The organism is Kitasatospora terrestris, assembly GCF_039542905.1.
GTDB lineage: Bacteria > Actinomycetota > Actinomycetes > Streptomycetales > Streptomycetaceae > Kitasatospora > Kitasatospora terrestris.
The window spans coordinates 3,026,729-3,053,229 of the sequence record NZ_BAABIS010000001.1; the positions used below are offsets into that span (position 1 = coordinate 3,026,729).

The window sequence follows — 26,501 nt, forward strand, 5'->3', positions numbered from 1 at the left end:
CTCCGTGGCCCCGGGCCAGGTCGGCGGCCGGGCCGGTGACCGGGCGGATGGCCGCCTGCGACGGTGCGGCGGAGGTGGGGTCGCTGTGGACGGGTCGGCCGGGGCGGGGGTCAGTGGGGTTGGTGGCGCCACCAGTGGGTGAGGGCGCGGGGGGTGAAGCCGAGGTGGCGGTAGAGGGGTTCGCCGAGGAGGGTGGCGACGAGGGTGGCGGTGCGGTCCGGGTGGGCGGCGAGGGCGTGGGTGACCACGGCGCGGGCGATTCCGCGGGAGCGGGCGTCGGGGAGGGTGGCGACCCAGTAGACGCCGACGGTGCCCGCCCGCAGGTCCTCGTAGGTGATGCAGGCGCCGGCCGGGCGGCCGTCCAGCAGGCCCAGCCAGGCGCGCACGCCCGGCTGGGCGAGCAGGGCGGGCGGCAGTAGCTCGCCTCGGCGCCAGGGCTGCCGGTCGCGGATCGGGAACCCGTCGACGATGACGCGTTCGACGTCGGCGAGGCCGTCCGCGTCCACGGCTCCGTGGACCTCGCGGCGTTCCCGGTCCTCCCGGGCGGCGGCCGGTGCCGGCCCGGTGGGCCGGGGCGGGCGGCGGGTGGTGAGGGCGGCCGCGGGCAGCGGACCGGGTTCGCGGACCATGACGGCCTGTCCGAGCCCGGCCTCACAACCGAGCGCGGCGAGGTCGAGGCGGCCGTACGGGTCCTCCAGGCAGAACGGCCCGCCGCCCCAGGTGCCGATCAGCAGGTCGGCCAACTCCTCGCGGAGGCGGTCCGGTTCGGCGTACGGGCGGGTGATCACGACGCGGTGGCCGGCGCCGTCGCGGCGGACCGCCGTGTAGTGGGGTCGGCGCAGGTGGTCCCACCCGTTGGCGGCGGCCTGGGCGAGCCAGAAGGCGGCGGCGTTGTCGTTGGCCAGTTCGAGTCGGCCCGGGGCACCGTCCGGACGGTCCGCGGAGTGGTCTGCGGCAGGTCCGGCGGGGTGGTCCGCAGGCGGGTGGGCGCACAGGTCCGCAGGAGTGTCCATAGGGGCGACCCTAGCCGGGCGGGACGGCGGGGAGCTGCGCATTTCGGCGGGTGGAACCGCGGGTCGGGCGGCGGCCGGGCGGGTGTCCCGCACGCCGGTCGCGGGCCGGTCGCGGGCCGGTGGGAGCGGTCCCGCCGGGCGCGCGGCCGGGGTGGGGCCGGTCTCCGGGGGTGCGGAAGGGTGTGCGCGGGCGCGCGGACCCTACTCGCGCGCCCCCGATGGGGACCGCCGATTTTCGGTCATTCTGCGTCCACCCCCTTCCCGTCGAACAAAGCCGCAGCCCACACCGGCCGGCGGGTGGCGCCAGTGCCCGGGGCCCGGGGATGGGTCGTGCGACAACCGGCCACGCTTGTCCGCGCCCCCTTCACAGGGGGGTCGACGGCTGCCACGCTTCGTGATCGAATGCATCACGCCAAATTGCCATGTCGACATAGCGTCGGATGGTGAACTTGTCACAACAGCAACGGTCCACCAAGTAGATTCGATCTTGGCGAGCAGAGCCGCACCACGACACCACACCACCGAGGGGGCTGGAGCGCCTTGAGCAGGGTGAGCAGGAGCGACGCGGGTGCTGAGGGCGGCCAGCCGCCGGCCGGCCTCCCCGGGCGTGGCTCGAGAGTCGGCACGGCCAAGCCCGGGACGACGGCTCCCCCGACAGGCGGTCACGGATTCGGTTCCGGCGGCCAGTTGACCAACGGTCACCACATCGCCTCCGGCCACCACCTGACCCACGCCCAGCCGCACTCCTCCGCGCATCCCGCAGCCCACCTGCCCGGCTCGTCCGCCGCACCCGTCCAGCAGTCCGCCGTGGCCTCCGCGGCCGCGGCCGCCGGATCGGCCGCCGCGGCGGCCGCGGTCACGGCCGCCTCCGCGCTGCAGGCTCCCGCACCGCGCAAGCTCTCCGGCCGGCGCCGGCGCGAGACCGTCGCGGTCCTGCTGTTCAGTGGTGCGCCGATCTTCGAGAGCTCGATCCCGCTCTCCGTCTTCGGTGTCGACCGGCAGGACGCGGGCGTGCCCCGCTACCGGCTGCTGGTGTGCGGCGGCGAGGACGGTCCGCTGACCACCACCGGCGGCCTCACCCTCACCGCCCCGTACGGCCTGGAGGCGCTCGCCCGGGCCGGCACCATCGTGGTCCCCGCCTGGCGCTCCATCTCGCAGCCCCCGCCCGTGGAGGCGATCGCCGCGCTGCGCAAGGCCCACCACGAGGGCGCCCGGATCATCGGCCTGTGCACCGGCGCGTTCGTCCTCGCCGCCGCCGGCCTGCTGGACGGCCGGCCCGCCACCACCCACTGGATGTACGCGCCGACCCTCGCCAAGCGCTACCCGCGGGTCCACGTCGACCCGCGCGAACTCTTCGTGGACGACGGCGACGTGCTCACCTCGGCCGGCACCGCCGCCGGGATCGACCTCTGTCTGCACGTCGTCCGCAGCGACCACGGCGCCGAGGCCGCGAACGCGCTGGCCCGCCGCCTGGTCGTGCCCAACCGCCGCAGCGGCGGCGGACAGGCCCAGTACATCGACCAGTCTTTACCGGAGGAGATCGGGAACGACCCGCTCGCCGAGGTCGTCACCTGGGCCCTGGAGAACCTCAACCAGCAGTTCGACGTGGAGGTGCTGGCGGCCCGCGCGTACATGAGCCGGCGGACCTTCGACCGGCGTTTCCGCACGCTCACCGGCAGTGCGCCGCTGCAGTGGCTGATCACCCAGCGGGTGCTGCAGGCGCAACGACTGCTGGAGACCTCCGACCTGTCGGTGGACGACGTGGCCCGGCGCTGCGGCTTCCGTTCCCCGGTGGCGCTGCGCGGGCACTTCCGCCGGCAGCTGGGGGTCTCCCCCGCCGCGTACCGGACCGGGTACCGGGCCCGGCGGCCCGCGACGGTGGTTTCGGCGCAGGCCGGGGCCGGCGTCGGAACGGCGGGCGGAATGGCCGGCGGGATGCCGCAGGGCGCCGGCCAGCCACCGGCCGGGGGTCAGCACGGGGCGATGCCGCACCCGGCGGGTCCGTACGGTGGCGGCCAGCACGGCGGCGGCCAGCACGGGATGGTGGCGCAGGGCGGGATGCACGCGGGTCCGGGGCAGTACGGCGGGCCGGCAGCCGGTCCGTACGGTGCGGTGCCCGGTGGTCAGCAGGGCGGCGGGGCGCACGCGGCGGGTCCGTACGGCGGTCCCGGGGCGGGCGGTCCGGGCACGGGCGCAGGAGCCGCGGGCGGCGGGGGGCGACCGCGGGTCCGTCCGCTGGTGCCTCCGCAGGGCGGACCGGCACCGGTCGGCGGTCCGGCGGGCGGTCGTCCGGTCCGGGCGGCCGGGCGGGCGGGTCAACCCGTGGAGCGGGCGCCGGAGCACGCCGCGGTCGCGGACGAGTACGGCTCGGACCAGCCGAGTGCGCGCGGCCAGCGGTTGGGGCACCGGACGGACCGGCCCGACCACGACCCGTCCGCCGGTCCGGTCCCGGCGCAGTCGGGTGCGGCCGACGTCGAGAACGTCGAGGCCGCAGCCGACGGACGACGGGAGCGCGCCCGCTAGAACGCCGCGCCCCGGGCCCCCGCCGCGTGCTGCCCGAGGGGTGCCCGCGGCGGCACCCTCGGGCAGCCGCCGGCCGGGAGGACCTTCCGGCCGGCGGCGGCCGGCGCCTCGTCGACCGCCGAGCACCGAGCACCGCGCACCGCGCACCGCGCACCGCGCACCGGCCATCGAGCACCGCGCACCGATCGCGCGCCCGGACGAGGACGCCAGGACGAGGGCGCCGGGGGCGCGGTTCCCACCGGCGGCGCGGTCTGCCGGGGGCGGATCCGGGAGGTCGGTGGGGGTGGTGCGGCCCGGATGGTGTCCGGGCGGCGGGGTCGCGCCGTAGGGTGAGGTGCGTGAATGACCGTCTGGTATGGATCGACTGTGAAATGACCGGCCTGGACCTCGATCGGGACGCCCTGGTCGAGGTTGCCGCGCTGGTGACCGACTCCGAGCTGAACATCCTCGGCGAGGGCGTGGACGTGGTCATCCGTCCGCCCGCCGAGGCGGTGGCGAACATGCCCGAGGTGGTGCGGGCGATGCACACCTCGTCCGGCCTGCTCGACGAGCTGGAGCACGGGGTGACGCTGGCCGAGGCCGAGGCGAAGGTGCTGGCGTACATCCGCGAGCACGTGCCGGAGGCGGGGAAGACCCCGTTGTGCGGCAACTCCGTCGCGACCGACCGGGGCTTCCTCTCCCGGGACATGCCCGCGCTGGAGTCGCACCTGCACTACCGGATCGTGGACGTCTCCTCGATCAAGGAGCTGTCCCGCCGCTGGTTCCCGCGCGCCTACTACAACGCCCCGCAGAAGGGCGGCAACCACCGCGCGCTGGCGGACATCCGCGAGTCGATCGCCGAACTCCGCTACTACCGCGAGGCGGTGTTCGTCGCGCAGCCCGGCCCGGAGACGGACGAGGCGCGGGCGATCGCCGCGAAGTACCAGCTTTCGGCGGAGTAGCGCGGTCCCAGGAGGGCCCGGCGGCGGTGACGGGGCGGCGACGCGGCGGCGATCAAGGCCCCGATCAGGGCCGTTCCGGGCGGGAGCGGAAACCCTGGCGCAAGCACCCTCTCGGATCCTGTAGAGTTCTTCCTGTCGGAGCGGGGAACGCGAAAGCGGAGAACGCGCCGGACAGATGGTGGGTGTAGCTCAGTTGGTAGAGCACCTGGTTGTGGTCCAGGTGGTCGCGGGTTCGAGTCCCGTCACTCACCCCATCAGGGATCAGCCCCTGACCTCGATCGAGGTCAGGGGCTGATTCGCGTTCAGAAACGCATCATGGACGACCAAGCTACCGGGCAGTAACATGCTCGGCATGACCTCGACTCCCCTCGGCGAGCTGCTCGCCAACACCGTCCCGATGGTGAAGACCCTCAAGCTGGAGTACCTGGAGACCTCCGCCGAGCGGGCCGTGCTCGTGCTGCGGGACCAGCCCGAGTACCAGAACCACGTCGGTGGGCCGCACGCCGGTGCGATGTTCACGCTGGCGGAGTCGGCGAGCGGCGCGATCGTGCTCGCCGCGTTCGGCGACCAGCTCGGCCGCGCGGTGCCGCTGCCGACCAACGCCCAGATCGCGTTCAAGAAGATCGCCCGCGGCGACGTGACCGCCACCGCCACACTGGGCCGCCCGATCGCCGACGTGGTCGCCGAGCTGGACAAGGGCGAGCGCCCCGAGTTCGACGTCACCGTGGACATCACCCGCGAGGACGGCGCGGTGACCGGCGTCATGACCATCACCTGGACCCTGCGCCCCAACGACTGACCGGGACGGTCCGCGGCACCGGCCCCCGGCCCGACCCGCCCCCGATCGGCACCCGGGCCCTGCCGGCCGCGGCCGCACAGCTCACACAGCTCGTACAGCCTCGCGGTCGTACGGCCTCGCGGGCCGATGGTCGACCTGGGGTCCGTAACCGCCTGGCACGACCTCTTTGACCGGCCCGGACCAGCGGTGGCCGAGGCGTGGCTGACCGGCCTGGGATTCAACCGGGCCGCCCCGGCGGACGTGTTGATCGCCCTGCTGGACGCCGGGCACGCGGGCTGCCTCCACCGCACCGACCTGCCGGGCGGCGTCCTGGACGCGGCGACGGTCCAACCGCTGAAGGCGGTGTGGGGCCGGGCAGCCGAGTGCGGGCGGCTGTCCGCCGCGCAGTGGGAGCGGCTGTTGGCCGCCGGGCGGGCGGCGCCCTGGACGATCCGGCGTCGGCGCTCGCGCTGGTCGAGCGGTTCGCGGGTGACCCGGATCCCGGGGTTCGGACCCGCGCGGCCGAGGACCCGCGGCTCGCGCCCGACCCGGCCGTCCGGCCGGCGGGCGACGCAGACGGCACCGTCCGTGCGTTCGCACGCCGGAACCCGGCGCTGCCGCAGGCCGAACCGGCCCGGCTGCTCCGGGACGCCCGAGGCGGCCGCGGACGCCGCCCGGAACCCGGCGCTGCCGGTGCCGGTGATGCGCCGGATGGTCGCGCTGGCCGCCCTCCACAACAGCCACCGCACCAACCTCCGCACCGCCCGCTGACCGGCGCCTCCGCCGCACCACCCGCGGTCGGGGCCCTGTCTGCCGACCACCGCGCCGACGCGACCCGCGCCGCAACGCCCGCCGCCGCAACGCCCGCCGGCGCGAGGGTCAGGCCGAGTCGCGGACCACCAGCTCGGTGGCGAGCACGACCTGTCGGCGGGCCCGGCCGCGTTCGGCGATCTCGTCGAGCAGCAGGCGCGCCATGGTGCGGCCCATCTCCTCGATCGGCTGGCGGATGCTGGTCATCGGCGGGTCGGTGTGCCGGGCGACGATCGAGTCGTCGAAGCCGATCACCGCGACGTCGTCGGGGATCCGGCGGCCGGCGGCGCGCAGCACCTGCATGGCTCCGGCGGCCATCACGTCGGAGGCGCAGAAGACGCCGTCCAGGTCGGGGCGGCGGTCGAGGAGTTCGCGCATGGCGAGCTTGCCGCCCTCCTCGGTGAAGTCGGCGAGGCCGACCAGGGCCTCGTCGTAGGTCTGCCCGGCCTCCTCCAGGGCGCGGCGGTAGCCGCCGAGGCGGGCCTGGGCGACCTCCATGTCGAGCGGGCCGGTCAGGGTGGCGACCTTGGCGCAGCCGCGCCGGAGCAGGTGGCGGACGGCCATCCGGGCGCCGCCGGCGTTGTCGGCGTGGACGTAGCTGAGCGGCTCCAGGTCGCCGCGCCGGCCGGCCAGCACCGAGGGGATCTCCAGGCTCTCCAGCAGGCTGGGCAGCGGGTCGTCCTGGTGCACGGAGACCAGCAGCACGCCGTCCACGCGCTGCGCGGTGAGATAGGCCGAAAGTCGCTCCCGCTCGCGCTGGTTGCGGACCAGGATCAGCAGCAGCTGCATGTCGGTCTCGGCGAGTTCGGCGGAGACACCGCTGATGATGTCGGAGAAGTACGGCTCGGAGAAGAGCCGGGTCTCGGCCTCGGGAACGACCAGGGCGATCGAGTCGGTGCGCGAGGTGACCAGGGTGCGCGCCGCCCGGTTGGGCACGTAGCCGAGCTCGGCGATGGCGGTCTGGACCGCCTCGCGGGCCTTGTCGCTGACCCGGGGCGAGCCGTTGATCACCCGGGAGACGGTGCCTCGGCCGACGCCGGCGAGCGCCGCGACCTCCTCCAGGGTTGGGCGCGCGGAGGAGCGTCCCACGGCCCCGGCTGTGGCCGGGGGCCCATCGGAACGCTGTGCGGTCTGGCTCATCGCTCACCTCTCGTGGAGTCGGCGGGGTCGGGCTTGCCTGCCCATTGTGGCCGGTAAGGGCATGTGGGGAGAGGTCCGGGTGGCCTTCCGTCAGGACACGGCGCCGCAACGTTTGCGTCACCACGTCTTGACACTCACCCCCGGAAGCAAGCAACCTTCCGGCATGCCCGGTGTGGGAGCGCTCCCACAACGTGCCCCACACTGTAGTGGAAAACAAGGAGATCGCCATGCGCACCACCTCCCGCCCCCGCAGAGCGGCCGTCCTGGCCACCGCGGCCCTCGCCACCTCGGCTCTGCTGCTCACCGCCTGCAGCAGCGGCACCAAGTCCGGCTCGGACAGCAACTCCTCCGCCGCCGGGGGCGAGAAGATCACGCTGACCGTGGGCGACTTCGGCACCTTCGGGTACAAGGAGGCGGGTCTGTACGACGAGTACATGGCCGCCCACCCGAACATCACCATCAAGTACGAGACCACGCAGGACGGTCAGAAGTACTGGGACGCGCTCACCACCCACCTGGCCTCCAACAGCGGCCTGGCCGACATCCAGGCGGTCGAGGTCGGCTACATCGCGCAGGCCACCAACACCCTGGGCGACAAGTTCACCGACCTGAGCAAGGTCGAGGGCGTCAACTCCGGCAACTGGCTGCCGTGGAAGTCGAAGCAGGCCACCACCGCCAAGGGCTCGCTGATCGGCCTGGGCACCGACATCGGCCCGATGGCGATCTGCTACCGCACCGACCTCTTCCAGCAGGCCGGTCTGCCGACCGACCGCGCCGAGGTCGCCAAGCTCTGGCAGGGCGACTGGAGCAAGTTCGTCGAGGCGGGCAAGACCTACCAGGCCAAGGCCCCGGCCGGCACCTTCTTCACCGACTCCGCCAGCGGCCTGTTCAACGCGGCCCTGTCGGCCCAGGCCGAGCAGTACTCGGACGCCTCCGGCAAGCTGGTCTACAAGGACAGCCCGGGCGTCAAGAAGGCCTGGGACCTGGCGGTTTCGGCCTCCCAGGCGAAGATCAGCGCCGGCCTGCGGCAGTTCCAGGACCCGTGGAACGCGGCGTTCGCCAACGCCAAGTTCGCCACCGTGGTCTGCCCGTCCTGGATGACCGGCATCATCAGCAAGTACTCCGGCGACTCCGGCAAGGGCAAGTGGGACGTGGCCGCTCCGCCGGTCGCCTCCAACTGGGGCGGCGCCTTCCTGACCGTCCCGAAGGCCGGCAAGCACCAGAAGGAGGCCGCCGCGCTGGCCGCCTGGCTGACCGCGCCGGAGCAGCAGGCCAAGGTCTTCACCAAGGTCGGCAACCTGCCCTCCACCGTGGGCGGCCTGCAGCAGCCCGCCGTCCAGTCGGCCAAGCAGGAGTACTTCAACAACGCTCCGACCGGCCAGATCTTCGCGGCCGCCGCGCAGTCCATCACCCCCTCGCCGATCGGTGAGCAGGACGGCAACGTGAAGACCATCCTGACCGACAACGGCATCCTCGACATCGAGGAGCACGGCACCGACCCGGCGAAGGCCTGGGCCAACGTGGTCAAGCTGGTCGACGACAAGACCGGCCACTGACACCGAGTCAGCCCATCCGTCCGGCCGGGCCGTCGAGGCCCGGCCGGGCGCCTGCTCCACCGACCGCCGCCACCTCCGGGAGGGAAACCCCAGTGGCCACCACCATCCGCGCCGCGGCGAAGGACGAGGGCACCGCCCCCGTTCCGAGCGCTCCCCGGCCGCGCCCCGCCTGGCGCTCCCGCCTCTACCGGCTGGACCTGAAGGGCTCCCCGTACGCCTTCATCGCCCCGTTCTTCATCTGCTTCGCCGCCTTCGGCCTCTTCCCGCTGCTGTGGACGGGATGGCTGTCGCTGCACTACGTCGACCTGCTGAAGCCCGACGTGATGGAGTGGAAGGGGTTCGACAACTACACCAGGCTGTGGAGCAACGACCAGTTCTGGACCGCGCTGCGGAACACCTTCACCATCGGGGTGATCTCCACCGTCCCGCAGCTGCTGATGGCCCTCGGCCTGGCCCACCTGCTCAACTACCGGCTGCGGGGCCGGAGCTTCTTCCGCGTGGCGGTGCTCGCCCCGTACGCGACCTCGATCGCGGCGGCCACCCTGGTCTTCGTCCAGCTGTTCAACCCGGACTACGGGATGATCAACTGGTTCCTCTCGATGTTCGGCATCCACGGCACCGACTGGTACGCCGACACCTGGCCCTCACAGATCGCCATCTCCACCATCGTCACCTGGCGGTGGACCGGCTACAACGCGCTGATCTACCTGGCCGCGATGCAGGCCGTGCCGAAGGACCTCTACGAGGCGGCCAGCCTGGACGGCGCCAACCGGTGGCAGCAGTTCACCCGGATCACCATCCCGTCGATCCGGCCGACCATCCTGTTCACCATCATCGTCTCGACCATCGGCGCCACCCAGCTGTTCGGTGAGCCGATGCTGTTCGGCGGCGGCGTCGGCGTCAGCGGCGGCTCCGCCCACCAGTTCCAGACGCTCAGCCTCTACATGTACGAACTGGGCTGGCCCAGCCGGCAGTTGGGCCGCGCCTCGGCGGTGGCCTGGACGATGCTGCTGATCCTGCTGCTGATCGGCCTCGTGCAGTACCTGTTCGCCCGCCGCAACCGCACGAAGCTGGGAGGCTGAACCGTGGCCACCAACGCCCTTCCCACCACCGGCGCCAAGCGCCGCTTCCGGCCCGGCGCCGGCGACCACGACAAGGCCGGCCCGGTCACCTACCTGGTCCTCGGCCTGGCCGCCGTGGTCTCGCTCTTCCCGCTCTACTGGACCTTCGTGGCGGCCAGTTCGACCGGCGAGCGGGTCGCCCAGTCGCCGCCGCCGCTGTTCCCGAGCGGCGAGCTGTGGAACAACATCTCGACCGCCTGGGACCAGGCCGCGATGGGCACCGCCCTGGTCAACTCGACGATCGTGGCGGGCTGCGTGGCGCTGTCCACGGTGCTGTTCTCCACGCTGGCCGGCTTCGCCTTCGCCAAGCTGACCTTCCGGGGGCGCAACGCGCTGCTCACCCTGGTGGTCGCCACCATGACCGTCCCGCCGCAGCTGAGCGTGATCCCGCTCTACCGGATCATCACCGGGCTGGACTGGGGCAACCACCTGCAGGCGGTCATCCTGCCCTCGCTGGTCGCCGCGTTCGGCGTCTTCTTCATGCGCCAGTTCCTCTCCGAGGCACTGCCGTTCGAGCTGATCGAGGCCGCCCGGGTGGACGGCGCGAACAGCCTGCGGATCATCTGGCACGTGGTCTTCCCGGTCGCCCGGCCGGCCATGGCGGTGCTCGGCATGCTGGTCTTCGTGCAGTCCTGGAACGACTTCTTCTGGCCGTTCGTGGTGCTCACCCAGCAGAACCCGACCGTGCAGGTGGCGCTCTCCGCGATCGGCGGCGGCAGCGGCCACGACATCAACCAGGCCGTGATCATGACCGGTGCGCTGGTCGGCACCCTGCCGCTGCTGCTGATCTTCGCCCTACTGGGGAAGTACATCGTGGGCGGCATCACCGCCGGCGCCGTGAAGAGCTGAGCCGTCCAGATGACCCGTTCCACTACGATCCATGGGAGCGCTCCCGCAATGACCGTGACAGAGACCCCCGCCGCAGCCGGTTCCGTACCGGCCCCCGCCCCCTCCCCCGAGGCCGCCCGACGGGCCTTCCCGCCCGGCTTCGCCTACGGCGCGGCCACCGCCGCCTACCAGATCGAGGGGGCCAGCGCGGAGGACGGCCGGACCCCGTCCATCTGGGACACCTTCAGCCACACCCCCGGCAAGGTGGTCGGCGGCGACACCGGCGACATCGCCGTCGACCACTACCACCGGTTCCGCGAGGACGTCCGGATGATGGCCGACCTCGGCCTCACCTCCTACCGCTTCTCGCTCGCCTGGCCCCGGATCCAGCCCACCGGCCGCGGCCCCGCCGTCGAACGCGGCCTGGACTTCTACCGCGCCCTGTGCGACGAACTGCTCGCCCACGGCATCGCCCCCGTCGCCACCCTCTACCACTGGGACCTCCCCCAGGAACTGGAGTCCGCCGGCGGCTGGCCCCACCGCGAGACCGCCTTCCGCTTCGCCGAGTACGCCGGCCTCGCCGCCGAGGCCCTCGGCGACCGGGTCTCCACCTGGACCACCCTCAACGAACCCTGGTGCAGCGCCTTCCTCGGCTACGGCTCCGGCGTGCACGCCCCCGGCCGCACCAACCCCGCCGACGCCCTCAAGGCCGCCCACCACCTCAACCTCGGCCACGGCCTCGCCGTCGGCGCCCTGCGCTCCGCCCTCCCGGCCGGCTCCCGGATCGCCGTCTCGCTCAACCTGCACGCCGTCCGTCCGCTCAGCGGGCACCCGGACGACCTGGAGGCCGCCCGCCGGATCGAAGCCGTCGGCAACCGGATCTTCACCGGCCCGATGTTCGAGGGCGAGTACCCGGCCGACCTGATCGCCGACACCTCGCACCTCGTCGACTGGTCCGAACTGGTCCACGACGGCGACCTCGCCGAGATCAGCCGGCCGATCGACCTGCTCGGCCTCAACTACTACAACCCGACCGTGGTCTCCTCCGCAGGCAACGCCAAGGACCTCCCCCGGCACGACGGCCACGGCGACAGCACGCACAGCCCCTGGCCGGGCGCCGAGGACGTCGCCTTCCACCTCGCCAACGAGGACGTCACCGCCATGGGGTGGCCGATCGACCCGACCGGCCTGTCCGACTCGCTGACCTCGCTGTACCGGGAGTTCGGCGTGCCGCTGCTGGTCACCGAGAACGGCGCCGCGTTCGAGGACGTCGTCTCCGCCGACGGCAGCGTCCACGACCCGGAGCGGATCCGCTACATCGAGGGCCACCTCGGCGCGATCGCCGACGCCATCGAGGCCGGCGCCGACGTCCGCGGCTACTACCTGTGGTCGCTGATGGACAACTTCGAATGGGCCTACGGCTACGGCAAGCGCTTCGGCATGGTCCACGTGGACTACGACACGCTGGTCCGCACCCCGAAGTCCAGCGCCCACTGGTACTCGCAGGTGATCCGCCGGGGCGGGCTGGCCTGACAACCCCCGCCCCGGCGGATCACTCTGCGTAAGGGTGAAGCGTGACGTCGGAGGGGCTCGCTCGTTCTCCTCTCACGTGCGAGCCAATCACGCGAACCAGACGCCGCAGCCGTCCGAGGAGCGGGGACGGACCTGGCGACTGCCGTGGCCCGGACGGCGCGAGCGGGACGGGCGCGGCGGACGGCGCGGGGCCGCCGGAACCACCGGCATCGGCGGGGCCGATGGCGTCGGCGGGCCCCACGGCGCGGGGAACCGCGGCGGAGCACCGGTCGGGGTTTCCGGACGGTGGGCCCTGCGGCTGCCCCGGCCCGGCACCCTGGCCGCCGGTGGCGCGGTCCTCGCCGCACAGGTGTGCGGCCTGGGGCTCGGCGTGAGCGAGGCGTGCGCGGCGGCCGGTACGCCCTCCGTGGCGCAGGCCGACACCGCCGTGCAGCGGCCGGGCGGCCGGACCGCCCCCCGGTCCGGCGGGACCGGCGCCGGGAGCGGGAAACGGACCGGCGTCAGGGGCGGCGTCGACGCGGTGGAGTCCACCAAAGACGCCCTGGTCGGCCACCTCACCGGCACCGCCGGACCACTGCTCGGCGGCTCCACCGCACCGGTGGGACACGTGCTCCAGGAGCAGATCCGGGCCGGCGGACTGCCCCTGCCCGGCCAGGTCGCCGCCCTGCCCGACGCCTTCGCCATCGCGTCGGGCCTGCTCCCCGCCGTCCCCGCCCAGGGCGGCCGCGACAGCGCGGACGGCACGGACGGCACGGACGACGTCATCCAGCGCGCCTCGCGCTCCACCAGCGGCGCCGCGGGCGGCCCGGCCCGCGGCGCCACCGACCTCGTCTCCGTCGCCGTACCCGCACAGCGCGGTGCCGCCTCGGCCGCACCCGCCCCGATCGCACCCGCGGCCGACGGCCGGGCGTCCGGCCCCCGCCAGGCACCCCCCGCGCTCGGCGGCGCCGCACCTGCGGCCGACGCCGCCGAGCGCGACGAACTCGCCCTCGCCGCAGCCACCCCGGCCCGCCCCGACGGCGGCGACACCGGCACCGCCGTGCTCGTCCCGATCGCGGCGGGCCTGCTGCTCACCGGCGCTGCCATGTACAAGCACCGCGGCCTGCCCCGCGGTCACTGACCAGGGGCGGTGAGCCGGGTTGGGGGCGGCGGTCGGTTCGGGTTCCGTCTCGGGTCCGGGTACCTCAGGTCCGGGTTCCGTCTCAGTGGAACGCCTTCGGGGGCGGGGCCGGGGACGGTGCGGCGGTGGAGTCCGTCGCCGGGGCGGCGCCGGCCGTGAAGTCGGCCAGGGCGCGGCCGTGTTCGAGCCGGCCGAGATAGGAGTCGGTGGCCACCCGGCGGCCCAGCTCGGCGATCGGGAGCGGCTGGTGCGAGGCCGCGAGGATCAGGTTGCCGAAGCGCTTGCCGCGCAGCACCGCCGGGTCCGCGACCAGGCACACCTCCGGGAACACCGCCAGCAGCGTGGCCACTTGGGCCCTGGCGAAGGCGAGGGAGGAGCCGTCGGTGATGTTCGCCGCGAAGCGGCCCTCCGGGACGAGGGCACGGGCCGCGAGGGTCGCGAACTCCACGGTGGCGCAGTGCGCCGGGACGCGGGCGCCCGAGAAGACGTCCGCGATGACCAGGTCGACCGAGGCCTCCGGGGTGCGCTCCAGGACGGCGCGGGCGTCGGCGCCGCGCACCCGGATCTGCCAGGTGCGGTCCAACGGCAATTCGGTGCGCACCAGTTCGGTGAGGGCGGTGTCGATCTCGGCGACCTGCTGGCGGGAGCGCGGGCGGGTTGCGGCGGTGTAGCGGGCCAGGGTGAGGGCGCCACCGCCCAGGTGCAGAACGGTGATCGGACGGCCCGGCGGGGCCGCGAGGTCGATCAGGTGGCCGAGCCGGCGCTGGTACTCGAAGCCCAGGTGGGTGGGGTCGGCGAGGTCGACCAGGGACTGCGGGGCGCCGTCGATCAGCAACTGCCAGGCGTTCGGGCGGTCGCGGTCGGGGCGCAGTTCGGCGGTGCCGGAGCCGACGGGGCTGACGAGCGGGCCCTGCGAGCGGCTGCGCCCGGCCGCACCGGTGGTGGCGGTGGCCGAGCTGTCGTCGCGGTCCCGTCCGGACCTGTTGCGTCCCATGCGGCCATTGTCCCTGGTGGGAGCTGCGGCGGCTGCGCCGGGCCGGGCCGGGCGGCGCGGAAGGTCGGGCAGAGCCGGCGGTGGGGCCCGAGGCGGCAGAACGGATGCGCGGCTGCCCGGGCGGCGCCCGGCAGGCGGCGGCCGCGGGCCGGGGGCCCGGCGACGGACCCGGCGGTGGGGCCGGGGCGGGACCGGGGCGGGACGGGGGCGGGCTCAGAAGGGGCCGAGGCCGCCGGCGGCGAGGGTGGAGGCGGCTTCGCAGAGGGCGGAGCGGAGGACCCAGGAGTCGGTGGGCCGGGCGAGGGGGCCGGGGCCGGAGGGGGGCATGATCCAGCGGGGGTCGGTGGGGGGCGGGAGGGTGGCGCCGGGGGTGCAGGTGGTGCCGGGGAGGTGCCAGCCGAGGGCGGTGCCGGCGGGGACGAGGAAGACGATCGAGGCGCCGTCGGCGGACTGCCGGACGGCGCCGCAGGCGCGGCGGAGGCGGAGGATGTCGACGGTCTCCAGGCCGTGCCGGGCGGCGGTGGTGACGGTGTCGTAGGTGGTGACGAGGGTGGCGGGGGGCGCTGCGGGCGGGGTCGCGGGCGCGTCCAGGCGTCGGTACTGCGGCACTTCGGTGGTCATCGGACCTCCTGGTCACTCCGTCGCTCGGAAACCCGCCGGGCCCGCGTCACCCGGTCGGATGTCGACGACCGGGTGCGGGTGGGGAGGCTCGGCGGCTCTCCACGTATCAGGACAACGCCCGAGGGGGCGGCGAGGCCACGGGGTGGCGTACAGCAAGCCATGGCATTTCATGGCGGAACCGGGCAACGGCGTCCGGATTGTCAGCTTTTGACCGCCGCCCCGTCGGCGACCCCGCGTAGCTAGAGCGTCACGGCCGGTACTGTCGTGGCGACGCGGCGGCCCTCCGGGGCCCGCCCGGCACCCCCTGGCACGACCTTGGAGCCCGCAGCATGGCAGCCACCAGAGCAGGCGTCCCGCGGCCGGCGCCGGCCGCTCCCAACGCGGCGATGCGCGACCTTCGCGGCGACCTCTCCCCCGGCGAGTTCGCGCTGGCGGTCCGCCGCGCGGCGCGGGAGATCGGCGAGCACGTGTCCTGCGACGCGCGGTACGTCGGCCGGGTGGAGTCGGGCGAGATCCGCTGCCCCAACTACGCCTACGAGCGGGTGTTCCGGCACATGTGGCCGGACCGGACGCTGGAGGACCTCGGCTTCGCGCCGCGGACGGCGGTGCGCCGCCGTCCGCCGGGCGCCGGGCCGCTGCCTCCGCTCCCGGGTGCGCCCGACTCGCACCTGTCCGATGAGGAGAACGACGACGTGCGTCGCCGTACGTTCCTGAGCGGCGGCCCGTCCGCCCTGGCGGCGGCGCTGGGCCTGGACCGCCCCGCGCACGCCGCGGTCCCTGCCCAGCAGCCGCCCGCGCCCCGGAAGGTGGGCGCCGCCGAGGTCCGGGGGGTCGAGCAGGCCATCCGCGACATCCGGCTGCTGGACGACGCGCACGGCGCGGACGCCCTGCTCGAAATGGCCGGGCAGTCGCTGCGCAACGCGTACGTGCTGCTGAACGACGGCGACTACAGCGCCGAAACGGAGCGCCGGCTGCAGGCCGGCGCCGGTGAACTCGCGATCTCGGTCGGCTGGTTGGCGCACGACTCGAACCGGCTGGCGGACGCCCGGTCGTTCTACGCGGAGGCGCTGGCCACCGCGCGGATGGCCGGCGACGCGGCGCTGGAGGCGCACGTGTTCAGCAACAGTGCCTTCCTGGCGCGGGACGCCGGGCGGCCGCGGGAGGCGCTGCGGGCCGCGCAGGCCGGGCAGGCGGCGGCGAAGGCACTCGGCTCGGACCGGCTGCTGTCGCTGCTCGCGATGCGCGAGGCCGGCGGGTGGGCGCTGCTGCAGGACCGGGCCGGGTGCGGGCGCGCACTGGCCCGGGCGCACCGGCTGTACGACCGCGGGGCGGGCCCGGCCGACCCGGAGTGGATGAGCTTCTACGGGGACGCCGAGCTCGCCGGGCTGGAGGCCCAGTGCTGGTCCGCGCTGGGCGAGTGGGACCTGGCGAGCGAGCGGGCCGGGCGGGCGATACTGCTCCAGGACCCGCACTTCGTCCGCAACAAGGCCCTGTACACCGCCGAGTTGGCGCACGACCGGCTGGGCCGCGGCGATCTCGCCGGGGCCGGCGAGCACGGCACGGCGGCCGTCGCCCTGCTCGGGCAGGTGCGGTCGGCGCGGATCCGGCACATGCTCGCCGACACCGCCGGGCGGCTGCGGGAGCACCGCGGCGTCCCGGAGGTGCGGGCGTTCCTGGAGTCGTACGGCAGCGCGGTGGCCGCCTGAACCCTCCGCCTCAGTGGGCGGACAGCTGCTCGAGGTGGCTGTGGTCGTTCCAGATCTCGACGGCGGGCAGGCCGTACTCCCAGGACAGGACGGAGAGCGCGGCGGTGCCGAGCTTGAAGCGCTGGGCGGTCTCGGGGGGCAGGCCGAGCCAGCGGGCGGTGAGGATCCGCAGCAGGTGGCCGTGGGCGAACAGCACCACGTCGCAGTCGGCGGCGTGCATGGTGGTGGTCTCGGGGTGCGGGGTGCCGTGGGTGTCGTTCAGCTCGTCGAGGAAGGCGTCGACGCGGGCGGAGACCTCGGCCAGCTTCTCGCCGCCGGGGACGCCGTCGTGCCAGATCAGCCAGCCGGGCTGGTCGGTGGCCCGGATGTCGTGGCCGGTCCGGCCCTCGTACTGGCCGTAGTCCCACTCCAGCAGCTCGGGGCGGTCGACGGCGCGGGCGCCGAAGCCGGCCAGCTCGGCGGTCTCCCGGGCGCGGGAGAGCGGGCTGGTGTAGACGACGGCGTCGGGGAGGCTGTCCCACGGGGACTTCGCGAGGCGGGCGCCGAGCGCGCGGGCCATCGCCCGGCCCTCGTCCGTGAGCGGCACGTCGGTCCGGCCGGTGTGTTGGCCGGTGACCGACCAGGCGGTCTCGCCGTGGCGGACGAGCACGATGCGGGCGGGCATGGGTTTCTCCTCGCGACTGGTTGCGCTGGCCGGGCTCGCCATTGAGGGCCGTCCCCCATGATCCCGCACCCGGCTCCGCACCGGGCACCGCGGCCGTCCGCACCGCCCACTGCGCGGAGTGGCCGCACCGGCTGCACGATGTCCGCCCGCCGCCGCACCCGGCCGGAGGCCGTTCGTCCCCGCGGAGGGTCGGGGTGTTCGGGGAATTGTCGGTCGGGGGTGCGAGACTGGGCCGCACCATGAATGTCTTGTACCTGGAGCGGCTGGCCGAGCTGCGGGGGGCGGCTCCGCAGCGGAGCCTGGACGCCCGAGCGCTGGCCGCGTTGGCGGCGAATCCCGGTTGTCGGCGGCGGGCGTTGTTGGATGCGGCGGGGGTGGACAAGGCGGCGGTGGCGTCGCGGCTGGGGCGGCCCGCGCCGTTCGGCCAGTCGCCGTTCGCGATCAGTCGCGGCAACCTCTTCGAGGCACGGCTGAAGGAGGACGGCTTCGCCGCGCTGCTCGGCCCGCTGCGGGCCCGCTTCGGCCTGCCGCCGGAGGGCGGGCCGGCGCCGGTGGTGCCCGATCTGCTGCGCCGGGCGACCCCGGCCGTGCGGGTGGAGCGGACGCGCGAGGTGCTGGCCCGGGCGGCGGCCGAGGAGCAGGCGTGGACGCTGCTCGACCACCCGATGCTGCGGCTGACGGTGGCCGGCGGCCCGGCGTACCTGGAGCCGGACCTGCTGGTGGTGCACGGCGGCCGCTGCACGGTGGTGGAGATCAAGTCCTTCCCGGTGCTGGACGGTGCGGCGGATCCGGCGAAGGTCGGGGCGGCGGCGCGGCAGGCGGCGGTGTACGTGCTGGCGCTGCAGCAGACGGCGGCCGAGCTGGCGGGGGTGCCGGCGAGCGCCGATCCGTACGCGGTGCAGGAGTTGCCGGGCAGCCCGGAGTCGAGCGTGCTGCTGGCGTGCCCGAAGGACTTCTCGAACCGGCCGACGGTGTCGGTGGTGGACGTGCGGCGCGAGCTGGCGACGACCCGGCGGCAGCTGGCGCGGCTGACCCGGGTCGAGGAGCTGCTGGCGGCGCTGCCGCCGGGCACCACCTTCGACCTGGCGGTGGACGACAGCGGTGCGCCGACCCGGCCGGCCGAGGAGCTGGCGGCGGCGGTGGAGACGGTCGAGGCGGCGTACAGCCCGGACTGCATCTCGGCCTGCGAACTGGGCTTCCACTGCCGGGAGCAGGCGCGCTGCGCCGGGGCGGTGGAGCAGTTGGGCCGCGGGGTGCGCGGCGAGCTCGGGGCGATCGGCACGGTGGACGAGGCGCTGGCGGCGGCCGCGGGTGCGGCCGGCGAGGGCGTGGAGGCGGATGCGGCGCGCCGCCTGGCGTACGCGGCGGCGCTGCGTGCCGAGGCGCTGACGGGGGCGGCGGAGTGAGCCTGCTGTCGACCCTGGCCCGTTTGGAGGCGGTGCGCAGCGGCCGGGCGGAGCCGCTGGCGACGGTGTGCCACCGGCACCTGTCGGAGCGTCCGCTGGTGCTGGTGCCGCTGGCGGCGGCGGGTGAGTCGGGGGCGCCGCTGGCGGCGCTGGTGGGGACGGAGCGGACGGCGCCGCGGCTGCTGCTGGTGCCGCAGCCGCTGAACCGGACGCAGCGCTTCGAGTACCTGGCGGAGCTGGCGGCGGAGCTGCTGCCGCACCTGGAGTCGTTCGGCGCCGGGGTGGAGCTGCTGGAGGGTTCGGAGAAGGATCCGGAGACCGGCGGGAAGGTGCCGGTGGTCCGGGAGCTGTGCACGGACGCGCCGCAGCTGGTGGTGCCGAACACGGGGGCGGTGCACCACCTGGCGCTGCTGGGCCGGTCGACCCGGTTCCGGCGGACGGCGGAGGACGCGGACCCGGGGGACTTCCCGGCGCCGACCCGGGTGCCGCTGATGGGCCGGTGGCTGACGCACCTGACGGAGCGGGCGCAGGTGCCGGGTTCCAGCATGGTGCTGCCGATGACCGGGCTGCTGGCCCGGCACTGGGCGACCGGGCAGAGCCGGCTGGAGGACCAGCACCTGGGGGCCCAGCTGGCGTGGCACTTCCCGCCGCCGGGCCTGTCCGGCGCGCGGGCGGCGGAGCTGGTGGAGACGGAGCGGGACGCGGCGGGGCAGCTGCTGCACCCGCCGGCCGGTCCGGCGACCGATCCGCGGTTCGACGAGCTGGTGCTGGCGCCGGCGATCGCCCGGCACGACGCGGCGCTGGCGGCGCAGCGGTCCGCGCCGGAGGCGGAGGCGGAGCGGGCCGCGGTGGTGCTGAAGGAGGCCCGGTCGGCGCTGGAGACGGCGCTGCTGGGGGTGCTCCGGCCGACCTGGGAGGACGTCTGGCGGGGGCTCGACCTGTTGCGGGCGCTGCCGCCCGCCGCCCACCTGGCGGACCGCTGGGAGGGCGACCGCTGGTCGTACACCGGGCACCGGGACCGGCTGGCGGCGGGTGAGCCGCCGCAGCCGAAGCGGGACGACGCGGTGACGGCGGCGCGGAAGCTGGCGCAGCGGGAGCGGGAGCAGGCCCGGCTGGACATCCAGGAGGCGCTGGACGATCCGCTGGCGATGGCGGAGCACCGGCTGGCGGGCGAGGCGTTCGCCGGGGTGGTGGCCGAGGTGGCGGTGGAGTTCTCGGAGGGTGCCCGGCCCAAGCCGCGGCCGGTGCTGACGGTGCGTACGCCGGACCGGCCGCACGCGGATCCGGGGCGTGAGGTGTTCCGGGCGCACGCCGAGCCGGCGCAGAAGGCGGAGGTGGTGGGCTCGGCGCCGGGCGAGGTGACGGTCCGTCTGCTGTCCGGGATGGGGCGGCGCAAGGAGCCGGAGCCGGGCAGCGTACCCGCGGTCGGCGACCGGGTGGTGTTCACGCTGTTCGAGCTGGCGCCGCGCCAGTCGGCGCCACTGCCGGAGCCGGAGGACACGCCGTGGACGCACGGCGGCCCGCCGGGGGCGTTCACGGCGGTCGGCCAGGAGGAGTGGGAGTGAGCGTCGGCATGACCGATCGGTGGTCGCCGGGCGAGGCGGCCGGTGCGGCGGTGGCGGGGATCCTGGCGGCCGTGGTGTCGCCGGAGCCGGGGGCGCCGCGCGGGGTGGTGGTGGATTCGCCGCCGGGCGCGGGCAAGTCGACGCTGGTGGTCCGGGCGGCCCGGGAGCTGGTCGGCGCCGGCGAGAAGATCATGATCGTGGCGCAGACCAACAGCCAGGTCGACGACCTGGTGGACCGGCTGGCCGAGAAGGCCCCGGAGTTGACGGTGGGCCGGCTGCACGCGAGCGACGGCCGGCCGGCGCCGGAGGCGCTGCGGCACGCCAATGTGACCGCCTCGGAGAAGGTGGCGGACCTGCTGGGGCTGGACGTGGTGATCTCCACGGCCGCCAAGTGGCAGTGGGTGCGGGTCGAGGCGCCGTGGCGGCACGCGATCGTGGACGAGGCGTACCAGATGCGCTCGGACGCGCTGCTGGCGGTGGCCCGGCTGTTCGAGCGGGCGCTGTTCGTCGGCGACCCGGGGCAGCTGGACCCGTTCACGGTGGTGGGCACCGAGCAGTGGGCGGGGTTGTCGTACGACCCCTCGGGGTCGGCGGTGGTGACGCTGCTGGCGCACAATCCGGCGATCGTGCCGCACCGGCTGCCGGTGTCCTGGCGGCTGCCGGCCTCGGCGGCGCCGCTGGTCTCGGCGGCGTTCTACCCGTACACGCCGTTCCGCTCCGGGACCGGCCCGGACGAGCGGCGGCTGGAGGCGGCGGTCCCGGCGGACGGTTCGGCGGTGGACGCGGCGATCGACGAGGCGGCCGGGCACGGCTGGGCGCTGCTGGAGCTGCCCGCCCGGCGGACGGTGCGGACCGATCCGGAGGCGGTGCGGGCGGTGGCGGACACCGTGCGGCGGCTGCTGGAGCGCGGGCTGACCGCGCACTCGGAGCAGGGTTCGGCGCCGCTGACGCCGGGGCGGGTCGCGGTCGGCACCGCGCACCGGGACCAGGCGGCGGCGGTCCGCGCGGTGCTGGCGGAGCTGGGCGTGCCGGTGGACGCGGCCCAGGGGCCGGCGGTCACCGTGGACACCGCGAACCGGCTGCAGGGCCGGGAGTACGACGTGACGGTGGTGCTGCACCCGCTGTCCGGCCGGCCGGACGCGACCGCGTTCCACCTGGAGACGGGCCGGCTGTGCGTGCTCGCCTCGCGGCACCGGCACGCGTGCATCGTGGTGGCCCGGGAGGGGATCGCGGAGCTGCTGGACCGGCACCCGTCGACCGAGCCGGTGCAGCTGGGCGTCCCGGTGAAGTTCCCGGACGGCTGGGAGGCCAACCACGCGGTGCTGGCGCACCTGGCCGGGCACCGGGTGCGGCTGGGCTGAGCGGGGGCGCCCCCGGGGCGCGCGGGGAACGGTGCGCGCGGGTCGGCGGGGAATAGCGACCGGACGCGCACCGTTCCGCTACCGGCGGCCGGCGAGCGACAATGGACGACGGCCGATCCGCCCAGGCGAACCACCACCCAGACTCCGGAGGTGCCCCACCATGCCCGATCCCCACGCGCAGGCGTCCGACCCGAGTGGTCCGACCACGGCGGCCGCGACGGGCCCGGGCACCCAGGGCCGGCGGCGCCGTCCGGCGCAGCTGATCTTCGAGCCGCAGGCGGGCGAGCCGGAGCCGGAGCGCTTCTTCGACCTGGAGTCGATCGTCGACCCGGCCGAACTGCTGAGCCGCTCGACCGAGTTGGCGCTGGCCTTCCGCGCCGCCGCGGAGCGCGCCACCGACTTCCAGGCGATCGCGGCCGCGCAGCTGGCCGACCCCCGGCGGTTCGACGCGCTCACCCCCGCCGAGATCGCCGACCGGGCCGACTGGACGCCGGACTACGCGGCGCGCATGGTCGACTACGGCCGGACGCTGCAGAAGCAGCGCAGCGCCGAGGGCGGCCTGCACTGAGCGGGGCCCGCCGGGGCGGGCGCCGGACGGGCGTCAGACGGCGGCGGTGACCACGATCTCGACCAGGGCCTCGGGGCGGTAGAGCGCGGCCTGCACGGTGGCGCGGGCCGGGGTGGCACCGGCCGGGACCCAGGCGTCCCAAGCGGCGTTCATCTCGGCGAAGGTCGCGATGTCGGCGAGGAAGATCTCGGCGCGCAGGATCTTCGCCTTGTCGCTGCCGGCCTCGGCGAGCAGGCGGTCGATCGAGTCCAGGACCTGCTTGGTCTGGCCCTCGACGCCCTCGTCGAGGTTCCCGGCGACCTGGCCGGCGAGGTAGACGGTGCCGTTGTGCACCACGGCCTCGCTCATGCGGGCGCCGCTGGCGATGCGCTGGATCATGGATGGACCTCCGGTCGATCGTTCAGAGGCGGCCGATGGTAGCGGCGGCGACCGGGGGCCGTCGGGGCTGTCCACGGAGCGGTTCGGCGGCCGTTCGATCGCCAGTGGCATATGCGCCGGGCGAGGGTACGCCCACGACCGGCCCGCTGTCCGGCGAATCGGCCTTTCGGTCCGTGCGACTGCATGTCCGCGCCACGCTGGAGCCGTGGACATCTGGACGTATCAAACCGTGGAGTACGTCACCGCGGCCGGCGAGGCCTGGCTCGCCTCGGCCAGCGACTACCCGCGCTCCATGCGCGCCCTGTGGGAGTCCCGGCCGTGGGCGCCGGCCGTCCTGCCGTGCGGGAAGACCTTCGACGTGATCAGCCTGCCGGCCGTCTTCGGCCGCCGGGTGCTGGACGAGCTGTGGGCCTCCGGCCCCGGCTGCGGCCCGGTGGCGAGCTACCGGGGCCGCACCCTGCTGTTCGTCCAGCCCGGGGCGGCGCCCCGGCTGCGCACCCTGCTCGCCTGGGAGGAGTGGGCCCGGGACGTGCCGCCGCTGCTCTGCCACGGCCTCGGCGACGCGGTGACCGTCCCGCCGGTGCAGCGGATGCTGGACGCCCCGGACTCCCCCGGCGCCGGCCGCTGGATCGTCGCCCCGGACAGCCGCGAGCCCTGGCTGCCCGGCGCGGCCGTGGTGCTCTGGGCCTGCGTACGCGCCGCGCGGGGCCAGGGCGCCGGTCGTGACCGGGTGTCGAACGGGGCCTGAACGGGGCGCGACCCGTCGGCGGTATTCGATTTTGGTTCCCGACCGGGCCGCTGCTAGAGTCGTCTCCGTCAGCAGGCGCCGCTAGCTCAGTTGGTTAGAGCAGCTGACTCTTAATCAGCGGGTCCGGGGTTCGAGTCCCTGGCGGCGCACAGACGGCCGAAGGCCCCCTCGTTCGCGAGGGGGCCTTCGGCGTTCTCAGGCGGCGGCCCAGGAGCCGGGCGGGCCGTAGCCGGGGTCGGGGTGCCAGCCCGTCCCGGTCGGCCGGGCCCGGCCGGGCCCGGCGGCCGGGTGCCCGGCCTCGGCGCGGATCCGGGCCAGGGCCAGCAGCGCCGCCGTGGCGATCGCGATCTCCTCGGGGTGCGGGTTGCCCCGCACCACCTTCAGCACCAGTTCCTCGGGGGTGGCGGTGGTCACGGCGGATCACACCGGCTGGTTGGCGTGCTTGCGGGCCGGCAGGCTGGCGTGCTTGCCGCGCAGCATCGCCAGCGCCCGGGCGAGCACGGTCCGGGTGTCGGCCGGGTCGATCACGTCGTCCACCAGGCCGCGCTCGGCCGCGTAGTACGGGTGCATGAGCTCGCTCCTGTACTCCTTGATCCGCATCGCCCGGGTGGCCTCCGGGTCGGGCGAGGCGGCGATCTCCCGGCGGAAGACCACGTTGGCCGCGCCCTCGGCGCCCATCACGGCGATCTCGTTGGTGGGCCAGGCGAAGGACAGGTCCGCGCCGATGGAGCGGGAGTCCATCACGATGTAGGCGCCGCCGTAGGCCTTGCGCAGGATCAGCTGGATCCGCGGCACGGTGGCGTTGCAGTACGCGTACAGCAGCTTGGCGCCGTGCCGGATGATGCCGCCGTGCTCCTGGTCGCTGCCCGGCAGGAAGCCGGGGACGTCGACCAGGGTGACCAGCGGGATCGAGAAGGCGTCGCAGAGCTGGACGAACCGGGCCGCCTTCTCCGAGGAGTGGATGTCGAGCACGCCGGCCAGGGTCTGCGGCTGGTTGGCGATGATGCCGGTCACGTGGCCGTCGATCCGGGCCAGGGTGCAGATCACGTTGGTGGCCCAGCGCTCGTGGACCTCCAGGTGCTCGCCGTGGTCGACGATCTCCTCGATGACCTTGCGCATGTCGTACGGGCGGTTGCCGTCGGCCGGGACGAGGTCGAGCAGCGACTCGCAGCGCCGGTCGACCGGGTCGTCGGCGGGGGCCGCGGGCGGCATCTCGCGGTTGTTCTGCGGCAGCAGCGAGAGCAGGTAGCGCACCTCTTCGATGCAGGACTGCTCGTCGTCGTAGACGAAGTGCGAGACGCCCGAGACGCTGGAGTGGACGTCGGCGCCGCCGAGGCCGTTCTGGGTGATCTTCTCGCCGGTGACGGCCTGGACGACGTCCGGGCCGGTGATGAACATCTGCGAGGTCTCGCGGACCATGAAGACGAAGTCGGTCAGGGCCGGCGAGTACGCCGCGCCGCCGGCGCAGGGGCCGAGCATCACGGAGATCTGCGGGATGACGCCGGAGGCCCGGGTGTTGCGCTGGAAGATGCCGCCGTAGCCGGCGAGGGCGGTGACGCCCTCCTGGATGCGGGCGCCGGCGCCGTCGTTCAGCGAGACCAGCGGGGCACCGGCCGCGATGGCCATGTCCATGATCTTGTGGATCTTCTGGGCGTGGGCCTCGCCGAGGGCGCCGCCGAAGATCCGGAAGTCGTGGGCGTAGGTGAAGACGGTGCGGCCGTGCACGGTGCCCCAGCCGACCACCACGCCGTCGGTGTGCGGCTTCTTCGCCTCCAGGCCGAAGCCGGTGGCGCGGTGCCGGCGCAGCGGCTCCACCTCGGTGAAGCTGCCCGGGTCGAAGAGCAGGTCGATCCGCTCACGGGCGGTCAGCTTGCCCTTGGCGTGCTGGGCCTCGGTGGCCCGGGGGTCCGGGCCCGCCAGCACGGAGTCGCGGACGGCCAGCAGTTCGGCGGTGCGCAGCCGCAGGTCGGGTGTGGTGATGAAGTCCTCGGTGATGGTCACGGTTCTCCCCGTTCGTCCGGTCCGACGGTGGTCACCAGGCGGGAGTCTCGGTGAACTCCAGGACGGCGACCGTCCACATGAAGCCGATGCCGACGCCGATGGTCACCAGCTTGTCGCCGGCCTTCGGCCTGCCCTCCGCGATCAGGTGGTCGATGCCCATGAACTGGTCGCTGTTGCCCATGTGGCCGTGGTCCAGGCCCCACTCGTACGGGGTGGTGGAGACGTCCAGGCCGAGCGCCTTGTGGAAGCCCCACTCGGCGATCTGGCGGGAGACGTTGGCGTGGACGAACCACTGGGTCTCGGCGAGCGTGGTGCCGGCGTCGGCCAGCGCCTCCTGGAGGACCTCGGCGAAGTTCTCGCCGATCAGCGCGAGGGCGTCGTCGTACGCGTCCTCGTTGCGCATCAGCCAGGAGTCCTTGCGGGCGGTCAGGTCGACCGGCTTGCCCTCGGCGAACGGGGCGGCCGTCCACTCGGTGCCGCGGTAGAGCGGCTCCAGGCTCGGCTCGGACCGGGTCGCGGTGGCGAGCAGCCGGGCGAAGCCGCCGCGCTTGGAGAGCACGATCGCGGCGCCGCCGTCGCCGTAGACGGTCTGGTCGTCGGCGGACCAGCGGTCGATGTGCGGCAGCTTGAAGGCGTCGCCGGTGGTGACCAGCGCGGCCGTGGTGTCCGGGCGGGCCACCAGGTAGGAGGCGGCGAGCTCGGTCGCGGCGAGCGCGCCGTTGCAGCCCTGGCGCAGCTCGATCGCGGCGGCCCGGCCGCCGACGGTCTCGTTCAGCACGTAGTGCGCGGGACTCCAGAGCTCCTGGCCCTGGTGGCCGACGTACGCGTGCAGGACCAGGTCGATGTCCTCGGCGGCGACGCCGGCCCGCTCGATCGCCAGCCGGCCGGCCTTCGCCGCCATCACCGGGCCGGGCTCGTCGTCGGCCGCCACCCGCACCGCGCGGACGCCGGAGGCCTCGGCGTTCGCCGCGTCGTACCTGCCGTCGGCGACGGCCTCGGCCGCCGTCACGGTCTCGTCGGGCAGGTAGGTGCCGATGCCCGCGACGTAGACGTTCTCCCAACGCATTGCCACTCCTGGGGTGCAAGCGGCCGGTTCGGTCACGGCCGATGGACCCGGAGGCTAGGA

At 74.6% G+C, this 26,501-nt stretch carries 23 protein-coding genes, 2 tRNA genes and 1 pseudogene; 17 read left to right on the top strand and 9 right to left on the bottom strand.

The genetic code is table 11. From position 1 onward, the window contains the following. Positions 1 to 110: 110 nt before the first annotated feature. Positions 111 to 1,013, bottom strand: a complete 903-nt coding sequence (locus tag ABEB06_RS13835; RefSeq protein WP_345697158.1) for a GNAT family N-acetyltransferase — start codon at positions 1,011 to 1,013, stop codon at positions 111 to 113. An 873-nt stretch (positions 1,014 to 1,886) separates the two neighbouring features. Here ABEB06_RS13835 and ABEB06_RS13840 point away from each other — a divergent pair. The 5 genes and pseudogenes from ABEB06_RS13840 to ABEB06_RS13860 form a co-directional block, all read left to right on the top strand. Continuing rightward, positions 1,887 to 2,894: pseudogene (locus ABEB06_RS13840) on the top strand (helix-turn-helix domain-containing protein); the annotation flags it as partial. Between the two features lie 980 nt (positions 2,895 to 3,874). Then, positions 3,875 to 4,477 carry an oligoribonuclease gene (gene orn, locus ABEB06_RS13845; RefSeq protein ID WP_345697159.1) on the top strand — a complete coding sequence of 201 codons (603 nt, stop codon included), beginning with the start codon at positions 3,875 to 3,877 and terminating at the stop codon, positions 4,475 to 4,477. A gap of 178 nt (positions 4,478 to 4,655) precedes the next feature. Beyond that, a tRNA-His gene (locus ABEB06_RS13850) sits at positions 4,656 to 4,731 on the top strand. Positions 4,732 to 4,829: 98 nt separating this feature from the next. Continuing rightward, positions 4,830 to 5,276: a DUF4442 domain-containing protein gene (locus ABEB06_RS13855; protein ID WP_345697160.1), complete on the top strand. Its 447-nt coding sequence runs from the start codon at positions 4,830 to 4,832 to the stop codon at positions 5,274 to 5,276. Between the two features lie 186 nt (positions 5,277 to 5,462). Next, the gene (locus tag ABEB06_RS13860) at positions 5,463 to 6,026 is read left to right on the top strand and encodes a hypothetical protein (protein WP_345697161.1); all 564 of its coding nucleotides are present in this window, start codon (positions 5,463 to 5,465) and stop codon (positions 6,024 to 6,026) included. Positions 6,027 to 6,134: 108 nt separating this feature from the next. Here the strand turns inward: ABEB06_RS13860 and ABEB06_RS13865 are convergent, their stop codons facing one another. Next, complete coding sequence (locus ABEB06_RS13865) at positions 6,135 to 7,205, bottom strand: LacI family DNA-binding transcriptional regulator (RefSeq protein WP_345697162.1); 1,071 nt, start codon at positions 7,203 to 7,205, stop codon at positions 6,135 to 6,137. A 227-nt stretch (positions 7,206 to 7,432) separates the two neighbouring features. Here ABEB06_RS13865 and ABEB06_RS13870 point away from each other — a divergent pair, with 227 nt between their 5' ends. The 5 genes from ABEB06_RS13870 to ABEB06_RS13890 all read left to right on the top strand — a co-directional run bounded on the left by ABEB06_RS13870 (position 7,433) and on the right by ABEB06_RS13890 (position 13,363). Beyond that, positions 7,433 to 8,761: an ABC transporter substrate-binding protein gene (locus ABEB06_RS13870; protein WP_345697163.1), complete on the top strand. Its 1,329-nt coding sequence runs from the start codon at positions 7,433 to 7,435 to the stop codon at positions 8,759 to 8,761. 92 nt (positions 8,762 to 8,853) lie between these two features. Continuing rightward, positions 8,854 to 9,843, top strand: coding sequence for a carbohydrate ABC transporter permease (locus ABEB06_RS13875; RefSeq protein ID WP_345697164.1), 990 nt, complete (start codon positions 8,854 to 8,856; stop codon positions 9,841 to 9,843). A 3-nt stretch (positions 9,844 to 9,846) separates the two neighbouring features. Further along, a complete protein-coding gene (locus tag ABEB06_RS13880; RefSeq protein WP_345697165.1) occupies positions 9,847 to 10,731 on the top strand; it encodes a carbohydrate ABC transporter permease in 885 nt (294 codons plus the stop codon). A gap of 48 nt (positions 10,732 to 10,779) precedes the next feature. Then, positions 10,780 to 12,243 carry a GH1 family beta-glucosidase gene (locus ABEB06_RS13885; protein WP_345697166.1) on the top strand — a complete coding sequence of 488 codons (1,464 nt, stop codon included), beginning with the start codon at positions 10,780 to 10,782 and terminating at the stop codon, positions 12,241 to 12,243. A gap of 76 nt (positions 12,244 to 12,319) precedes the next feature. Further along, complete coding sequence (locus ABEB06_RS13890; RefSeq protein ID WP_345697167.1) at positions 12,320 to 13,363, top strand: hypothetical protein; 1,044 nt, start codon at positions 12,320 to 12,322, stop codon at positions 13,361 to 13,363. Between the two features lie 82 nt (positions 13,364 to 13,445). Here ABEB06_RS13890 and ABEB06_RS13895 read toward each other — a convergent pair whose 3' ends face one another. After that, positions 13,446 to 14,357: a spermidine synthase gene (locus ABEB06_RS13895; RefSeq protein WP_345697168.1), complete on the bottom strand. Its 912-nt coding sequence runs from the start codon at positions 14,355 to 14,357 to the stop codon at positions 13,446 to 13,448. Positions 14,358 to 14,570: 213 nt separating this feature from the next. Next, positions 14,571 to 14,978 (bottom strand): hypothetical protein, encoded by a 408-nt coding sequence (locus ABEB06_RS13900; protein WP_345697169.1) that lies wholly within the window; start codon positions 14,976 to 14,978, stop codon positions 14,571 to 14,573. Positions 14,979 to 15,307: 329 nt separating this feature from the next. On the opposite strand from ABEB06_RS13900, the gene ABEB06_RS13905 reads away from it, so the two are divergent. Next, positions 15,308 to 16,684, top strand: coding sequence for an NsdA family TPR-like regulatory protein (locus ABEB06_RS13905; RefSeq protein ID WP_345697170.1), 1,377 nt, complete (start codon positions 15,308 to 15,310; stop codon positions 16,682 to 16,684). A gap of 10 nt (positions 16,685 to 16,694) precedes the next feature. Here ABEB06_RS13905 and ABEB06_RS13910 read toward each other — a convergent pair whose 3' ends face one another. Further along, a complete protein-coding gene (locus ABEB06_RS13910; RefSeq protein WP_345697171.1) occupies positions 16,695 to 17,348 on the bottom strand; it encodes a histidine phosphatase family protein in 654 nt (217 codons plus the stop codon). Positions 17,349 to 17,587: 239 nt separating this feature from the next. Here ABEB06_RS13910 and ABEB06_RS13915 point away from each other — a divergent pair, with 239 nt between their 5' ends. The 4 genes from ABEB06_RS13915 (at position 17,588) to ABEB06_RS13930 (ending at position 22,248) form a co-directional block, all read left to right on the top strand. Continuing rightward, on the top strand, positions 17,588 to 18,754 hold the full coding sequence (locus tag ABEB06_RS13915; RefSeq protein ID WP_345697172.1) for a hypothetical protein: 1,167 nt from the start codon (positions 17,588 to 17,590) through the stop codon (positions 18,752 to 18,754). Further along, positions 18,751 to 20,319, top strand: a complete 1,569-nt coding sequence (locus tag ABEB06_RS13920) for an ATP synthase subunit B family protein (RefSeq protein WP_345697173.1) — start codon at positions 18,751 to 18,753, stop codon at positions 20,317 to 20,319. Before ABEB06_RS13915 ends, ABEB06_RS13920 begins: the two co-directional genes overlap by 4 nt. A gap of 8 nt (positions 20,320 to 20,327) precedes the next feature. Further along, positions 20,328 to 21,680: an AAA domain-containing protein gene (locus ABEB06_RS13925; protein ID WP_345697174.1), complete on the top strand. Its 1,353-nt coding sequence runs from the start codon at positions 20,328 to 20,330 to the stop codon at positions 21,678 to 21,680. 160 nt (positions 21,681 to 21,840) lie between these two features. After that, positions 21,841 to 22,248 (top strand): hypothetical protein, encoded by a 408-nt coding sequence (locus ABEB06_RS13930; RefSeq protein ID WP_345697175.1) that lies wholly within the window; start codon positions 21,841 to 21,843, stop codon positions 22,246 to 22,248. 33 nt (positions 22,249 to 22,281) lie between these two features. Here ABEB06_RS13930 and ABEB06_RS13935 read toward each other — a convergent pair whose 3' ends face one another. Continuing rightward, positions 22,282 to 22,626, bottom strand: a complete 345-nt coding sequence (locus tag ABEB06_RS13935; RefSeq protein ID WP_345697176.1) for a RidA family protein — start codon at positions 22,624 to 22,626, stop codon at positions 22,282 to 22,284. Between the two features lie 205 nt (positions 22,627 to 22,831). Here ABEB06_RS13935 and ABEB06_RS13940 point away from each other — a divergent pair, with 205 nt between their 5' ends. Continuing rightward, on the top strand, positions 22,832 to 23,374 hold the full coding sequence (locus ABEB06_RS13940) for a bifunctional DNA primase/polymerase (protein ID WP_345697177.1): 543 nt from the start codon (positions 22,832 to 22,834) through the stop codon (positions 23,372 to 23,374). Between the two features lie 75 nt (positions 23,375 to 23,449). Further along, positions 23,450 to 23,523 (top strand) — tRNA-Lys (locus ABEB06_RS13945). 46 nt (positions 23,524 to 23,569) lie between these two features. On the opposite strand, the gene ABEB06_RS13950 is transcribed toward ABEB06_RS13945, so the two are convergent. Genes ABEB06_RS13950 through ABEB06_RS13960 form a run of 3 tightly spaced genes read right to left on the bottom strand, consistent with a single transcriptional unit; the run spans position 23,570 to position 26,441 of the window. Next, a complete protein-coding gene (locus ABEB06_RS13950) occupies positions 23,570 to 23,788 on the bottom strand; it encodes an acyl-CoA carboxylase epsilon subunit (protein WP_345697178.1) in 219 nt (72 codons plus the stop codon). Between the two features lie 6 nt (positions 23,789 to 23,794). Further along, positions 23,795 to 25,375 (bottom strand): acyl-CoA carboxylase subunit beta, encoded by a 1,581-nt coding sequence (locus ABEB06_RS13955; protein ID WP_425559621.1) that lies wholly within the window; start codon positions 25,373 to 25,375, stop codon positions 23,795 to 23,797. Positions 25,376 to 25,406: 31 nt separating this feature from the next. Further along, the gene (locus tag ABEB06_RS13960) at positions 25,407 to 26,441 is read right to left on the bottom strand and encodes a ketoacyl-ACP synthase III family protein (protein ID WP_345697179.1); all 1,035 of its coding nucleotides are present in this window, start codon (positions 26,439 to 26,441) and stop codon (positions 25,407 to 25,409) included. Positions 26,442 to 26,501: the final 60 nt, after the last annotated feature.

Bases quoted from the DNA above. Each gene is read 5' to 3' on its own strand.
- ABEB06_RS13930 (WP_345697175.1), top strand. From the start codon at position 21,841: ATGCCCGATCCCCACGCGCAGGCGTCCGACCCGAGTGGTCCGACCACG.
- ABEB06_RS13905 (WP_345697170.1), top strand. From the start codon at position 15,308: ATGGCAGCCACCAGAGCAGGCGTCCCGCGGCCGGCGCCGGCCGCTCCC.
- ABEB06_RS13885 (WP_345697166.1), top strand. From the start codon at position 10,780: ATGACCGTGACAGAGACCCCCGCCGCAGCCGGTTCCGTACCGGCCCCC.
- ABEB06_RS13835 (WP_345697158.1), bottom strand. From the start codon at position 1,013: ATGGACACTCCTGCGGACCTGTGCGCCCACCCGCCTGCGGACCACCCC.
- ABEB06_RS13900 (WP_345697169.1), bottom strand. From the start codon at position 14,978: ATGACCACCGAAGTGCCGCAGTACCGACGCCTGGACGCGCCCGCGACC.
- ABEB06_RS13915 (WP_345697172.1), top strand. From the start codon at position 17,588: ATGAATGTCTTGTACCTGGAGCGGCTGGCCGAGCTGCGGGGGGCGGCT.
- ABEB06_RS13925 (WP_345697174.1), top strand. From the start codon at position 20,328: ATGACCGATCGGTGGTCGCCGGGCGAGGCGGCCGGTGCGGCGGTGGCG.
- ABEB06_RS13910 (WP_345697171.1), bottom strand. From the start codon at position 17,348: ATGCCCGCCCGCATCGTGCTCGTCCGCCACGGCGAGACCGCCTGGTCG.
- ABEB06_RS13895 (WP_345697168.1), bottom strand. From the start codon at position 14,357: ATGGGACGCAACAGGTCCGGACGGGACCGCGACGACAGCTCGGCCACC.
- ABEB06_RS13935 (WP_345697176.1), bottom strand. From the start codon at position 22,626: ATGATCCAGCGCATCGCCAGCGGCGCCCGCATGAGCGAGGCCGTGGTG.
- ABEB06_RS13855 (WP_345697160.1), top strand. From the start codon at position 4,830: ATGACCTCGACTCCCCTCGGCGAGCTGCTCGCCAACACCGTCCCGATG.
- ABEB06_RS13865 (WP_345697162.1), bottom strand. From the start codon at position 7,205: ATGAGCCAGACCGCACAGCGTTCCGATGGGCCCCCGGCCACAGCCGGG.
- ABEB06_RS13960 (WP_345697179.1), bottom strand. From the start codon at position 26,441: ATGCGTTGGGAGAACGTCTACGTCGCGGGCATCGGCACCTACCTGCCC.
- ABEB06_RS13870 (WP_345697163.1), top strand. From the start codon at position 7,433: ATGCGCACCACCTCCCGCCCCCGCAGAGCGGCCGTCCTGGCCACCGCG.